Here is a 12,454-nt window from a genome sequence, read left to right on the forward strand (position 1 = left end):
AAGCCCATCCACCGGCACGCTTCCACCGCCGAGCGCTAGGCAGGGGCGACGGGGCTGCGGTTTAATCGGGCACCGTTCGCACTTCGGAACGCCGCATGGCACCGCCGCTCCGCCCGCTGCACGCCCAGCTCCAGGATGGCCTCGTGGGCGAACTGACGCGCGCGGCGACGCACTGCGCGCGCGACGTGCACGATGCGCGCAAGTGCTGCAAGAAGCTGCGCGGCGTGCTGCGCCTGCTCCGCAAGCCGCTCGGCACGCGCTACGGCGAGGCCAATCGCGCGGTGCGCGACGCGGCGCGCCTGCTGGCCGGCCGACGCGAGCACCAGGTGGCCGTATCGCTGTGCGCGACGCTGGAAGCGCGATTCCCGGACAGCGGCTGGCAACGCTTGGCCGACGGACTGGACCGGCCGGCGGAAGATGGAGACGAGCATGCCGGCGACCGGGCGCGCACCCTGCTCGACGCGCTGCGCGCGGATCTCGAGGCCGAGCCGCTGCCGCCGCTGACTCCGGAAGACCTGGCCGAGGGCCTGCTCGAAGGCTACCGGCGCGCGCGCAGGGGTTTGCGCAACGCGCAGGCGCATCCGGCCCATCCGGCAGCCCTCCACGAATGGCGCAAGGACGCCAAGTACCACATGCACCAGGTGGCGTTGCTGGCGCCGCTGTGGCCCGCGCTCAAGTCGCGGCGCAAGCGGCTGGCGCGCCTCTGCGACGCGCTGGGCGACCATCACGACCGACACGATCTGGCGCTGCGGATGGCGGCCATGCGCGGCGGCCCCGCGGCCGGTGAGCGCAGCCTGCTGCACGCCCAGCTCCAGCGCGAGCAGGAACGGCTGGCGGCACGCGCACTGCGCCAGGGCGAACGCTGCTTCTCGCGCGGCGCGCGGACGTGGTGGCGCGAGACGGTGGCGGGACCCGTGTACCGCTGACGCCGGGCGGCGACGACCGGCTCAGTCGACGCCGCGGCGCTGCCGGATCTCGTCGGCCGCCGTGACAGCGGCGCGGTAGTGGGCGATCAGCTCCTGGATATCGCCGGCGCTCAGCGCGCGGTAGGCGGTCGCGCGGATCTCGAGCTCGCTGCGCCCGGCCGCACAGTCCGCGAGCACGCGCAGCGCCTGCAGTCGCGCCTGACCGCCCGGCCCGCGCCGGTCGAAGAAGGCGCCGAAGGCCAGCGCGATGGCCTCCCAGACCGCGAGCTCGCACTCGGGATCCTGGCGCGCCGCAAGCTCGGCCATCCAGGCATCCTGGCTCTGCGCACGCACGTCGGCGAGCGCCTGTCGCACCGCGGCAACACGCCTGGCAAAGCCATCCGACGGGATCATGGTCGTTCCGGGATCAGGAGAAGCAATGCGACCACGATAGCGGGTCGCGCGCCGCGCGCAAGTGCCGGGCAGTGCGGGTTCAGGCCACGTCGTCGCCGATCTCGGGCCCGCGGCCGCCGAACGCCCGCACCAGCACCGCGTGCCGGTGGCGGAACAGGGTGCGCACCAGCGGCACCGCCGGTATCGCCGCGATGCGCGGCCGGAAGCGCAGACGGTCGACGAGGATCACGCCGGGGGCATCGGGACGGTCGTCGATGCGGCGCTCGTGGTGCCAGAACGCCATCGACCCCATCGGTGATTCCTCGACGAAGCCGTTGCCGGGCGTGAGCGCGATCAGCGTGAGGTCGGAGTAGTCCACCGGCACCACGCCGCCGAGGAGGATCACGCTGCGGAACAGGCGCTCGCCGGGTACCACCTGCACATCGTCCAGGCGGCGGATGCCGCGCGGCACGGTCATCCGCATCAGCGGCATGAGCTCGCGGGTGATGCCGTCGAACCCGGTGATCCACTGCCAGACCGCGTTGCGCCCCGCGTCGAGCCGCGAGCGCAGCACCAGCGCGTGCGTCCGGCTCACGCCCAGTCGGGCCGGGGCGGCACGACGTTCTCCGGATCCGGCTGCTGCTCCGGCGGGGCCTGGGTGTAGTCGCCGAAGGGGCCGTCGCGCTGCGCCACGGCCGCGCGCACCCCGTCGCCGCCGGCACGGTCGATGAAGGCATGCGCATCCGGCGTGTTGCGCATGAGGCCGTCGAGGATCGGCCCCAGCGTCTGGGTACCGGCCAGCCCCATGTTCTCGTAGGCCTGATTGACCACCAGCTTCATGGCCGCGAGCTGGGAGGCGGGAATGGATGCCAGCTGCTGCGCCTGCGCGTGGACGGCATCCTCGAGGGCGGCAAAGGGCACGGCGCGGTTGATCAGGCCGATGTCGGCGGCCTCCCGGCCGGAGAGCGGCTTGCCGGTCAGGGCGTATTCCTTGGCGCGGGTCAGCCCCAGGCGGTACAGCCACATGCCGGACAGATAGGCCCCCCACATGCGCGCGTAGGGCGTGCCGATGCGCGCGTCCTCGGAGGCGATGACGAGATCGGCGCACAGCGCCGTGTCGCTGCCGCCGCCGACGCACCAGCCGTGCACCTGGGCGATCACCGGCTTGGGGGAGCGCCACATGCTCATGAACTTCTGCGTGGGCGCCAGCTGCGGGGCGGTGGCGAAGGCGAAATCCTTGCCCGGATCCCAGCGTCCGTCGGTGGTGATGTAGCGATCCCAGTGCTCGAAGCCGCCGCCGAAGTCGTAGCCGGCGCAGAAAGCACGGCCGGCCCCGCGCAGGACGATGACCCTGATCGCATCGTCGTGCACCGCCTCGTTGATCGCGGCCTCGAACTCGTCCGGCATCGGCGGCACGATGGTGTTGAGCCGATCGGGGCGGTTGAGGGTGATGCTGGCGATGGCGCCGTGGGTGTCGTAGAGCAGCGTGGACGGACTCATGGCGATCTCCTGCGCCGTCGGTGCGCCGCGCTCAGGCGGCGCGGTCCAGCCTGGCAGCGTCCGGTGCGTCGCGTGGAATGGTGCGCCCGATGGTGTTCATCAGCTGGAGGAAGCGCATCAGCGCGGTCGGCGCCAGCGTCTTGCCGGTATTGATCAGGGCGCCGGCGATCTCGCGGCTCGGGTCGGCCCAGCAGACGATGTTCATGAAGCCGAGATGGCCGTACGCCTCCCGGCTGTGCGGGCCGTAGAGACCGAACGGGCTCTCGCCGAGGAACATGCCCATCGAGAAGCGCACCGGCAGCATCAGCGAGCGATCCAGCCGGATGCCGCTGACCGGCGCCACCGCGCGCGCGATGGACTCCGGCGCGAGCAGGCGCCGGCCCTTGTAGACGCCACCCACGCGCAGCATCTCGAAGAAGCGGGTGGCTTCCTCCGCGGTGGCGTAGAGATTGCCGGCCGGGATCACCGCCGACATGAACTCGGGGCTGTTGGCGATCGCCGGCACGCGATCGAAGTCGGCGCCCAGCACGCGCCGGGCCAGCACGCGGAGCGGCAGCGGCAGCGGACCGCCGGTGCAGGCGTTGCGGGCCGCCTCGTGCTGCCGTTCGCGCGGCATGCCGTAGGTGAAGTTCGCCATCCCCAGCGGCTCGGCGAAGTGGCGCGCCAGATAGTCGTTGAGGGGCATGCCGCTGGCGCGCTGCACGAGCTCGCCCAGGATGAAGCCGGCGGTGATGGCGTGATAGGCCTGCTGCTCGCCGGCGCCGTGCAGCGGCTTGGCCGCGCACAGGGTCGCGATGGCGCGATCCCAGTCCCAGAGCAGGCTGGGGTCGGGGCGCGGCAGCGGTATGCGGGGAATGCCGGCCTGGTGGGCGAGCAGGTGCCGCACGGTGGTGTGCTGCTTGCCGCGCTGGCCGTACTCCGGAATGGTGTCGGTGACGGTGGCATCGAGATCGATGAGACCGTCCTCGGCGCACTTGTGCACCAGCATGGCGGTGATCGCCTTGGAGGCGGAGAACAGGCAGACCGGCGTGTTGCGGCGCATCTCGCGGCGCGCGCCGTGCAGCGGGTCGTCGCCGGCGACACCGGAGGCGTATCCGATGGCGCGGTCGTACAGGATCTCGCCGCGCCGCCGGATGCACAGCTGCAGTCCCGGGTGCAGGCCGGTGCGGTAGAGGTCGACGAAGGCGCTGTGGATGGTCTGCGTGGCGTCCGGCGCCAGCCCGAGGCGCTCGGGTGCCATCTCGGCCGGATTGCGGTCGGTGATCAGTTCCAGATTGCGGCGGATGTGCACGCGGTTGCGGCGCAGCGGATTCATGCTCGGTCCCCTTCCTCGCTGGCGACGCTCGCACTGCGGATCACGGCGCGGATGCGCTCGCGGAGCCATCGATTGCCGGCGTCGTCGTGAGCCGCATGATGCCAGTAAAGCTGCACGCGGAACGACGGCAGGCGCAGCGGCGCCGGCGCCAGATGGAGCGGGAACACGGCGGCCTGTTCCTCGGCCACGCGACGCGGCAGCGCCAGCAGCAGATCGCTTGCGGCCACCGCCGCGCAGCCCGACTGATAGCTCTGGCAGCGCAGCGCGACGTGCCGGTGCAGGCCGGCGCGTCGCAGCGCATCGTCCTCCAGCGACAGGCCCGAGGGCCTGCCGGACGCCACGACGTGGGCGGCTGCCAGCCAGTGCTCGCGGGAGAGGGGCCGGGCGGCGAGGGGATGATCGGCGCGCATGGCGATGCACAGCGCGTCGTCGAACAGCGCCTCGCGCCGGATCTCCGGCGCCAGCGGCAGCGGAATGTCGAGGACCAGGTCCAGATGGCCGCGCGCCAGGTCGCGCGCCACCGTCTCGCGCGCGAAGTGCACCGACTCCAGCACCACGCCCGGCGCCTCGCCGCGCAGGCCGGCAAGCAGCGGCGGCAGCGTGGTGGTCTCGACCGCCTCGCGCAGGCCGACCACGAAGCGCCGCTGGACGCTGGCCGGGTCGAAATGGCCGGCGCTGCGGATGCCGGCGTCGAGGAGCTCCAGCGCGCGCCGCACATCGCCGGCCAGCGCATGCGCGCGCGGCGTCGGCACCATGCCGCGGCCCTCGCGACGGAACAGGGGATCGTCGAAGCGATCGCGCAGCCGCGCCAGCGCATGGCTGACCGCGGGCTGCGTGAGGTGCAGTGCCTCGGCGGCCCGCGTCAGGCTTCCGCTGGCGTAGATGGCGTCGAAGACGCGGAACAGGTTGAGGTCGAAGCGCACGCCTCATCATGCACGAGCTGCATGAATGTGCATACACAACCGCCATTGGATTAATGCGCATGCCGGCGCTACCGTGGCCATCCGTACCCGAGGAGACACCGTCATGGATTTCGCCCACAGCGACCGCACCCGCGACTACCTCAAGCGCATCGAGACCTTCATCCGCGAGCGCGTCACGCCGGTGGAGGAGGCGCACGTGCGCGAGATGCTGGAAGCCGGCCGCGGCGGCGACTGGCAGCGGTGGTCGGTCAATCCCGAGATCGAGCGCCTCAAGGCCGAAGCCCGTGAAGCCGGCCTCTGGAACCTCTTCCTGCCCGACCCCGAGCTCGGCGCCGGTCTCAGCAACGTCGACTACGCGCCGCTCTGCGAGGCCATGGGCAGGAGCCTGATCGCGCCCGAGGTGTTCAACTGCAACGCGCCCGACACCGGCAACATGGAGGTGCTCTACCACTTCGGCAGCGAGGAGCAGAAGGCGACCTGGCTGCCGCGCCTGCTCTCCGGCGAGATCCGCTCGGCCTTCTGCATGACCGAGCCCGAGGTGGCCTCCTCCGACGCCACCAACATGGCGGCCACCGCCGTCGTCGACGGCGACGAAGTGGTGCTCAACGGCCGCAAGTGGTGGTCGTCCGGCATCGGGCATCCCAACTGCCGGGTGCTCATCTTCATGGGCCTGACCGACCCGGAGGCCGACCGTCACCACCGCCACAGCATGGTGCTGGTGCCGATGGACACTCCCGGCGTGCGGGTGGAGCGCATGCTGCCGGTCTTCGGCGAGTACGACGAGCCCTTCGGCCACGGCGAAGTGGTCTTCGACAACGTCCGCCTGCCCAAGTCGGCCTTCATCAAGGGGCCCGGGAAGGGCTTCGAGATCGCCCAGGGCCGGCTCGGCCCGGGCCGCATCCATCACTGCATGCGCGCACTGGGCGCGGCCGAGCGCGCGCTCGAGCTCATGATCCGGCGCGGCCTGTCGCGCGAGGCCTTCGGCAAGTCGCTGATCAACCTCGGCGGCAACCGGGAACGCGTCGCCGATCTGCGCGCCGGCATCGACCAGGCGCGCCTGCTCACGCTGTACGCGGCGTGGAAGATCGACCAGGTGGGCGCGCTGGCCGCGCTCACCGAGATCTCGGCGATCAAGGTGGTGGCGCCCGGCGTCCTGCAGCAGGTCATCGACGAGGCCATCCAGATCCACGGCGGTGCCGGTGTCTCCAACGATGTCCCGCTGGCGATGATGTACGCCCAGGCGCGCGTGCTGCGCATCGTCGACGGCCCGGACGCGGTGCACCGGGGCATGATCGCGCGCGTCGAGCTCGCCAGGTACGCGCAGGCCGGCGGCAGGCGTTGATCGGCGCGCGCACCGACGCCTGGCTCTACCGCGGACTCGCCGGTCGCCGCCGACGTGCCGCGCGGCGGTGGCCGGACGGGATGCGGTGGATCGACACCGCGGCCGGGCCGGTGCGCGTGCGCGACACCGGGGGCGACCGCCCCCCGGTGGTGTTCGCGCCGGACGGGCCGTGCACGGTGGAGCACTACGACACGCTGGTGGCGCTGCTGCGCGACGACTACCGGGTGGTGGTGTTCGATCTGCCCGGCTTCGGCTTCAGTGAGCCGGACCCGGACTACGGGCACGGTCTTGCCGAGGGCGGGCGCGTGGTGACGGCGGTGCTCGAGGCCCTGGACCTGCCGCCGGCGACGCTGGCGCTGTCCTGCGTCAACGGCCTCTATGCAATGGCTGCGGCGCGGCTCGCGCCGGAGCGCGTGGCGCGACTGGTGCTGTGCCAGACCCCCGACGTGACCGCCCTGAAGGCATGGGCGGCGCGCACCATCCCGTCGCCGATCGAGACACCGCTGATCGGGCAGCTGCTCAACTACTTCAGCCGGCGCCGGCTGGCGCGCATCTGGCTGCGCATGGCGGTGGCCGACGAGGCCCGGCAACCGGACTTCCTGGCCACCGCCGACGGCACCCTGCGGCAGGGCGGATGCTACTGCCTCGCCGGTGCCGTGCAGGGCATGCTGAACACCGGTGACGACGATGCCCTGCTGCAGGTGCCGGCCTCGGTGCCCGTGACCCTGGTGTGGGGCCGCGCCGACCGGACGCATCGCCGCACCGACCCGCAGTCGCTGCGCACGCACTGCCCCCACCTCGAGGTGGTGACCTTCGACGACGCCGGGCATCTTCCCGACCTCGAGGCGCCCGAACGCTACGCCGCGCTGCTGCGCGACCTTCCGGCGGCCTCGTGAGCGTCCGGATGCCCCCCGGGGATGGCGCTGGCCCGCCCGCAACGGCACTATGGGCGTCGGGGAGACGAAGCGGCGGGAGAGACACCGCGAGCGACATGATCGGTCCGGCATTCGATGCAATGGCCTACCGGCTGGTCGCCGGCAAGCGTGCGCGGGCGGCGGCCGCGTGGCCGGCCGAGCAGCGCCTGCTCGCCACGGCGGCGGGTCCGCTGTGCGTGCGAGACAGCGGCGGAACGCTGCCGCCACTGGTGATCGCGGTCGCCAGCCCCTGCGTGATCGCCCACTACGACGCCCTCTACGACGAGCTGCGCCGGGAATTCCGCGTCATCATCTTCGACATGCCGGGCTTCGGCTTCAGCGTCCCGCGGGCGCGCGACCGGCACCGCCTCGCCGACGGCTGCGCCACCATCGGGGCGCTGCTCGACACGCTGGACCTGCACGATGTCACGCTGGCATGCGCGTCGATCAACGGCCTGTACGCGATCGCAGCCAGTCAGCAGCAGCGCCGGCGACTGGCCCGGCTGCTGCTGGTGCAGACACCGGACTGCCGCAACATGAAGGCATGGTTCGCGCGCGTCACGCAGCGCATCATGCGCACCCCGGGTGCCGGGCAGTACGTCAACTTCATCAGCCGGCGGCGGTTCCCGCCGGTCTGGTACCGCATCGCGGTCGCCGACCGCGCCCGGCACGCCGCCTTCACCGATCCGGCACGGGCGGCCCTGGAATCCGGCGGCTGCTACTGCTTCGCAAGCTTCGTCCAGGGCATGGTAGAGACCCGCGAGGACGATCCGCTGCTGCGCGTGCCCGACGACCTGCCCGTGACCGTGGTCTGGGGCACGCGCGACCGCACCCATCAGCGGACCGATGCCGGCTCGGTGCAGAATCACTGCCCGCACGCCGAGATCATCCGGTTCGACGCCGTCGGGCACTACCCCGACCTCGAGGCACCCGAGGCCTTCGCGGCGTTGCTGCGCGAGCGCGTGCCGACGCCCACCAGCTGACTTCACCAATGAACGAGACGGTTATCGACACCGCGGGCGACGTCCGCGACGGGGAGGAATTGGACATCGCGGCCGTCGACCAGTGGCTGCGGGCACGCGTCGACGGTCTGCAGGGAGAGCCCGAGGTCACCCAGTACAGCGGCGGCGCATCCAACTGGACCTATCGACTGGCGTACCGCTCCCACGACCTCATCCTTCGCCGTCCGCCCGCGGGCACCAAGGCCGCGTCGGCGCACGACATGGGGCGCGAGTTCCGGGTGCAGTCGCGGCTCAGGCCCGCGTTTCCCTACGTACCCGAGATGGTCGCCTACTGCGACGACGACGCCGTCATCGGCAGCGAGTTCTACGTCATGGAGCGGCTGCGCGGGCTGATCCCGCGCGCCGGCATGCCGCGGGGCGTGCATCTCGACGAGGCGGCCACCCGCGCGCTCTGCCTGTCCGTCATCGACAAGCTGGTGGCACTGCACGCGGTGGACGTCGATGCCGCCGGCCTGCGCGATCTGGGCAAGGGCGCCGGCTACGTGCGCCGCCAGATCGAGGGCTGGACCGAGCGCTACGCGCGCGCCCGCACCTGGAACGTGCCGCGCTTCACCGATGTGACGCGCTGGCTGGCCGCGCACATGCCGGAGGACGCGGGCACCTGCGTCATCCACAACGATTTCCGCCTCGACAACTGCGTGCTCGACCCCGAGGACCCGACCCGCGTGCTCGGGGTGCTCGACTGGGAGATGGCGACGCTGGGCTGCCCGCTCATGGATCTGGGGACGACGCTCGCCTACTGGATCCAGGCCGACGACGACCCGCTGGCGCGCGCCACGCGCCGCCAGCCCACGCATCTGCCCGGCATGCTGACGCGCGACGAGGTGGTCGACTACTACTGCCTGCGCACCGGTCGCACCATCGACAACTGGGCCTTCTACGAGGTCTACGGCCTGTTCCGGCTGGCCGTGATCGCGCAGCAGATCTACTACCGCTATCACCACAAGCAGACGCGCAACCCGGCTTTCCGTAATCTCTGGGTCGTCATCCACTACCTGTACTGGCGGTGTCGCGGCATCATCCGGAGGGCCCGCTGATGGGCGCGGTCTATCTCATCCGTCACGGTCAGGCCAGCTTCGGCAAGGCCGACTACGACCAGCTTTCCGACACCGGCATGCGACAGGCGAGCCGGCTCGGCGAGGCGCTTTCGCTGCGCCTGCCGCATCCGGACGTCATCGTGTGCGGCGGCATGCTGCGCCACCAGCAGACCGCGGCAAAGGCGCTCGCAGCCATGGGCCTGCCGCCCGAATGGGAAACCGACACGCGCTGGAACGAGTTCGATCACGACGAGATCATCCGCGTCTACGAACCGCGCTACGCCAATCACGCCGTGCTCACCGCGGACCTCGCGCGCACGCTCAAGCCGCGTCGCGCCTTCCAGGACATGTTCGCGAAGGCGGTCGGTCGCTGGATCGACGGCGCCCACGACGACGACTACGTGGAGGCCTGGCCGGCCTTCTGCACGCGGGTCAAGAACGCCAGCGACGAGCTGTGCGGCCGGCTCGGCCGCGGACGCTCGGCCTTCGTGTTCACCTCCGGCGGCGTCATCACCAGCCTCGCCGCCGATCTCATGAAGCTGGGCACGCGCGAGACCATGCGCCTGAACTGGACCATCGCCAATGCCAGTGTCAGCAAGCTCATCTTCTCCGACCGCGGCGTCTATCTCAGCACGCTCAACGAGCACGCCCATTTCGAGGGCGAGCACCGCGAGCTCATCACCTATCGATAGCGGACCGCCCCGGCCGCCGATCATCGTTTCCAGGGAGACCCCAGCATGCGCAGGAACATCCTGATCACCGGCGCGTCCTCCGGCCTCGGCGCCGGGATGGCGCGCGTCTTTGCCGGCATGAACCGCAATCTCGCGCTCTGCGCGCGCCGCACCGACCGGCTCGAGACGCTGCGCGATGAGCTGCTGCGCGATCATCCGGACATCCGCGTCAGCATCCGGCCGCTGGATGTCGACGACCATGACGCCGTGTTCGAGACCTTCCGCGCCTTCGACAGCGACCTCGGTGGACTCGACCGCGTCATCGTCAATGCCGGCATGGGCAAGGGTCAGCCGCTCGGCACCGGCTACTTCTACGCCAACAAGCAGACCGCGTACACCAACTTCGTTTCGGCACTGGCGCAGATGGAAGCGGCCACGGAGCTCTTCCGGGCCGCCGGCCAGGGACACCTGGTACCGATCTCCTCGATCAGCGCGTTCCGCGGCTTCCCGCGCAACCTCACCACCTACGCCGCCAGCAAGGCCGGCCTGGCCACGCTGGCCGAGGGGCTGCGCGCGGACCTCGTCGGTACCGACATCAAGGTCACCACCATCTATCCGGGCTACATCCGCTCGGAGATCAACGAGAAGGTCAAGAAGACGCCGTTCATGGTCGACACCGTGACCGGCTGCCGCGCGCTGGCGCGCGCCATCGAGAAGGAGCCGGCCGAAGCCTCGGTACCGGCCTGGCCGTGGGTGCCGCTGGGCGCGGCCATGCGGCACATGCCGCTGCGCTTCATCTCGCGCATGGCCTGACAGGAGAGCGACCATCATGCAACGACCCGAGACCCTGGGCGCGCTGCGCGCCCATTTCCGCGAGACCGTGGCCGCACCGAAGGCGCGCGTGTTCGCCTTCCTGGCCGATCACGACCGCTTCGGCACGCTGTTCGCCCCGCCCTTCGCGGCACAGCCCGGCGCGCTGATCCGGCGCACCGAGGCGGCGCCGGGCGACGATCCCAACGGCGTCGGCTCGAAGCGCGCCATCCGCATCGGCGGTCTGACGCTGCTCGAGGAGGTGATCATCACCTACGAGCCCGACACCCTCATCGAGTACATCGCCACCCGCGGGCCGATCCGCAATCACCTCGGGCGCATCGAGCTCGGCGATGCCGCGGGCGGCGGCACCAGCCTCGACTACCGCATCTGGGCGGACGGCAAGCTGCCCGGTGTCGGCGCGCTCGTCGGCGCTCAGCTGCGCGCCGCCTGGAAAGGCGGCTGGGCGCGGGCGGCGAAGCAGCTCAGCGCCGGCTGATCCGGCACGGCGTCGGTCCGCGGTACCGCCGGAGCGCACCGTCGCGCCGGTAGGCGACCTTTGTCATACACTCGTCGCTTTCCGGATCACGGTGGAATCGTTTCAGCGCTCCGGGCTTCACGGTGGCGCGAACGTACGGGGGCAGCGCGATGACCGATCGCAAGCGAGCGGAAGAAGGCCGCGGCGGGGAGACCTCCGCCGCCAGCGAACGCGAATACACCATCGACGAGCTCGCGCGCGCGGCCAAGACGACGGTGCGCAACGTCCGTGCCTATCAGGACCGCGGATTGATCCCGCCGCCCGAGCGGCGCGGGCGTACCGGCTACTACGGACCCGAGCATCTCTCGCGGCTGCGCATCATCGGGCAGATGGTCAACCGCGGCTACACGCTGTCCTCCATCGGCGAGCTCATGGAGGCCTGGGAGAACGGCCGCGACATCGCCCAGCTCTTCGGCCTGGAGACGGCCGTCTCCAGCCCGTGGACCGACGAGGCGGGCGGCTACTTCTCGCTGCCCAAGCTGGTCCGCATGTTCGGCGGGCGCTTCGAGCCGAAGTGGCTGATGAAGGCCACCGAGCTCGGCATCCTGCGGCCGGAGGGCGCCCGCTTCTACGCCCCCAGCCCGCGCATGCTGCGCGCCGGCGCCGAACTGGTGAAGGTCGGGATTCCGCTCGACCAGATGCTGGACGTGGTCGGCAAGCTGCGCGAGAACGTCGAGGTGGCCGCGGACGAGATGGTGCTGCTGGTGGAGCAGCACATCTTCGACCGCTTCGGTCCGGGCCTGCCACCGTCCGAGGAGGTTCCGGCGCTGGGCGAGACCATCTGGCGGCTGCGCCCGCTGGTGGAGGTCGCGGTGCTCGCCGAGGTGGCGCGCGCCATGGAGAAGGCCGCCACGCGCCACCTCGGGGATCGGCTCGCCTACGTGCTCGACCATCTGCACGACAGCAAGCAGACGGCGACGCCGGCATCCGCCACGGAAGCCGCCGGCACGGCGCCCGAGCCGGCGCCGGCGCCGGCAAGGAAAAAGGCGGCGGCCAAGCGCTCCGGCGCCGGGAAGACCACCGCGCGCAAGCGCAGCTCGGGGGCCGCCAAGAAGAGCGGCTCCGGCCGACGCTCGCGCTGAGC

Annotated in this window: 14 protein-coding genes; 9 read left to right on the top strand and 5 right to left on the bottom strand. The window is 71.3% G+C overall.

The window, feature by feature from the left end:
• Positions 1-95 precede the first annotated feature (95 nt).
• Complete coding sequence (locus KAH28_RS06240; protein ID WP_290575118.1) at positions 96-926, top strand: CHAD domain-containing protein; 831 nt, start codon at positions 96-98, stop codon at positions 924-926.
• Positions 927-947: 21 nt separating this feature from the next.
• On the opposite strand, the gene KAH28_RS06245 is transcribed toward KAH28_RS06240, so the two are convergent.
• The 5 genes from KAH28_RS06245 to KAH28_RS06265 all read right to left on the bottom strand — a co-directional run bounded on the left by KAH28_RS06245 (position 948) and on the right by KAH28_RS06265 (position 5,036).
• Positions 948-1,319 (bottom strand): hypothetical protein, encoded by a 372-nt coding sequence (locus KAH28_RS06245; RefSeq protein ID WP_290575119.1) that lies wholly within the window; start codon positions 1,317-1,319, stop codon positions 948-950.
• 79 nt (positions 1,320-1,398) lie between these two features.
• A complete protein-coding gene (locus KAH28_RS06250; RefSeq protein WP_290575120.1) occupies positions 1,399-1,893 on the bottom strand; it encodes a hypothetical protein in 495 nt (164 codons plus the stop codon).
• Entirely contained in the window at positions 1,890-2,798 is a 909-nt protein-coding gene (locus KAH28_RS06255) for a crotonase/enoyl-CoA hydratase family protein (RefSeq protein ID WP_290575121.1), read from the bottom strand. The genes KAH28_RS06250 and KAH28_RS06255 overlap by 4 nt, the downstream gene beginning before the upstream one ends.
• A gap of 31 nt (positions 2,799-2,829) precedes the next feature.
• Complete coding sequence (locus tag KAH28_RS06260; protein WP_290575122.1) at positions 2,830-4,113, bottom strand: serine hydrolase domain-containing protein; 1,284 nt, start codon at positions 4,111-4,113, stop codon at positions 2,830-2,832.
• The gene (locus KAH28_RS06265; RefSeq protein WP_290575123.1) at positions 4,110-5,036 is read right to left on the bottom strand and encodes a LysR family transcriptional regulator; all 927 of its coding nucleotides are present in this window, start codon (positions 5,034-5,036) and stop codon (positions 4,110-4,112) included. Before KAH28_RS06265 ends, KAH28_RS06260 begins: the two co-directional genes overlap by 4 nt.
• A 103-nt stretch (positions 5,037-5,139) precedes the next feature.
• Between KAH28_RS06265 and KAH28_RS06270 the strand changes: the two genes are divergently transcribed.
• From KAH28_RS06270 to KAH28_RS06305, 8 genes are all read left to right on the top strand, one after another.
• Positions 5,140-6,378, top strand: a complete 1,239-nt coding sequence (locus KAH28_RS06270) for an acyl-CoA dehydrogenase family protein (protein WP_290575124.1) — start codon at positions 5,140-5,142, stop codon at positions 6,376-6,378.
• A gap of 80 nt (positions 6,379-6,458) precedes the next feature.
• On the top strand, positions 6,459-7,274 hold the full coding sequence (locus tag KAH28_RS06275) for an alpha/beta hydrolase (protein ID WP_290575125.1): 816 nt from the start codon (positions 6,459-6,461) through the stop codon (positions 7,272-7,274).
• A gap of 95 nt (positions 7,275-7,369) precedes the next feature.
• Positions 7,370-8,275, top strand: a complete 906-nt coding sequence (locus tag KAH28_RS06280) for an alpha/beta hydrolase (protein ID WP_290575126.1) — start codon at positions 7,370-7,372, stop codon at positions 8,273-8,275.
• Positions 8,276-8,283: 8 nt separating this feature from the next.
• Entirely contained in the window at positions 8,284-9,351 is a 1,068-nt protein-coding gene (locus KAH28_RS06285) for a phosphotransferase family protein (protein WP_290575127.1), read from the top strand.
• Positions 9,351-10,043 carry a histidine phosphatase family protein gene (locus KAH28_RS06290; RefSeq protein ID WP_290575128.1) on the top strand — a complete coding sequence of 231 codons (693 nt, stop codon included), beginning with the start codon at positions 9,351-9,353 and terminating at the stop codon, positions 10,041-10,043. Before KAH28_RS06285 ends, KAH28_RS06290 begins: the two co-directional genes overlap by 1 nt.
• Positions 10,044-10,088: 45 nt before the next feature.
• Entirely contained in the window at positions 10,089-10,835 is a 747-nt protein-coding gene (locus KAH28_RS06295; protein WP_290575129.1) for an SDR family oxidoreductase, read from the top strand.
• 16 nt (positions 10,836-10,851) lie between these two features.
• Complete coding sequence (locus tag KAH28_RS06300) at positions 10,852-11,331, top strand: SRPBCC family protein (RefSeq protein WP_290575130.1); 480 nt, start codon at positions 10,852-10,854, stop codon at positions 11,329-11,331.
• Positions 11,332-11,480: 149 nt separating this feature from the next.
• Positions 11,481-12,452 carry a MerR family transcriptional regulator gene (locus KAH28_RS06305; RefSeq protein WP_290575131.1) on the top strand — a complete coding sequence of 324 codons (972 nt, stop codon included), beginning with the start codon at positions 11,481-11,483 and terminating at the stop codon, positions 12,450-12,452.
• The last annotated feature ends 2 nt before the right edge of the window (positions 12,453-12,454 follow it).

Source organism: Algiphilus sp., assembly GCF_023145115.1.
Classification (GTDB): Bacteria; Pseudomonadota; Gammaproteobacteria; order Nevskiales; family Nevskiaceae; genus Algiphilus.

Excerpts from the sequence above, each read along its gene's own strand:
- KAH28_RS06240 (WP_290575118.1), top strand. The coding sequence starts at position 96 with ATGGCACCGCCGCTCCGCCCGCTGCACGCCCAGCTCCAGGATGGCCTC.
- KAH28_RS06245 (WP_290575119.1), bottom strand. The coding sequence starts at position 1,319 with ATGATCCCGTCGGATGGCTTTGCCAGGCGTGTTGCCGCGGTGCGACAG.
- KAH28_RS06255 (WP_290575121.1), bottom strand. The coding sequence starts at position 2,798 with ATGAGTCCGTCCACGCTGCTCTACGACACCCACGGCGCCATCGCCAGC.
- KAH28_RS06260 (WP_290575122.1), bottom strand. The coding sequence starts at position 4,113 with ATGAATCCGCTGCGCCGCAACCGCGTGCACATCCGCCGCAATCTGGAA.
- KAH28_RS06270 (WP_290575124.1), top strand. The coding sequence starts at position 5,140 with ATGGATTTCGCCCACAGCGACCGCACCCGCGACTACCTCAAGCGCATC.
- KAH28_RS06275 (WP_290575125.1), top strand. The coding sequence starts at position 6,459 with ATGCGGTGGATCGACACCGCGGCCGGGCCGGTGCGCGTGCGCGACACC.
- KAH28_RS06280 (WP_290575126.1), top strand. The coding sequence starts at position 7,370 with ATGATCGGTCCGGCATTCGATGCAATGGCCTACCGGCTGGTCGCCGGC.
- KAH28_RS06285 (WP_290575127.1), top strand. The coding sequence starts at position 8,284 with ATGAACGAGACGGTTATCGACACCGCGGGCGACGTCCGCGACGGGGAG.
- KAH28_RS06290 (WP_290575128.1), top strand. The coding sequence starts at position 9,351 with ATGGGCGCGGTCTATCTCATCCGTCACGGTCAGGCCAGCTTCGGCAAG.
- KAH28_RS06295 (WP_290575129.1), top strand. The coding sequence starts at position 10,089 with ATGCGCAGGAACATCCTGATCACCGGCGCGTCCTCCGGCCTCGGCGCC.
- KAH28_RS06300 (WP_290575130.1), top strand. The coding sequence starts at position 10,852 with ATGCAACGACCCGAGACCCTGGGCGCGCTGCGCGCCCATTTCCGCGAG.
- KAH28_RS06305 (WP_290575131.1), top strand. The coding sequence starts at position 11,481 with ATGACCGATCGCAAGCGAGCGGAAGAAGGCCGCGGCGGGGAGACCTCC.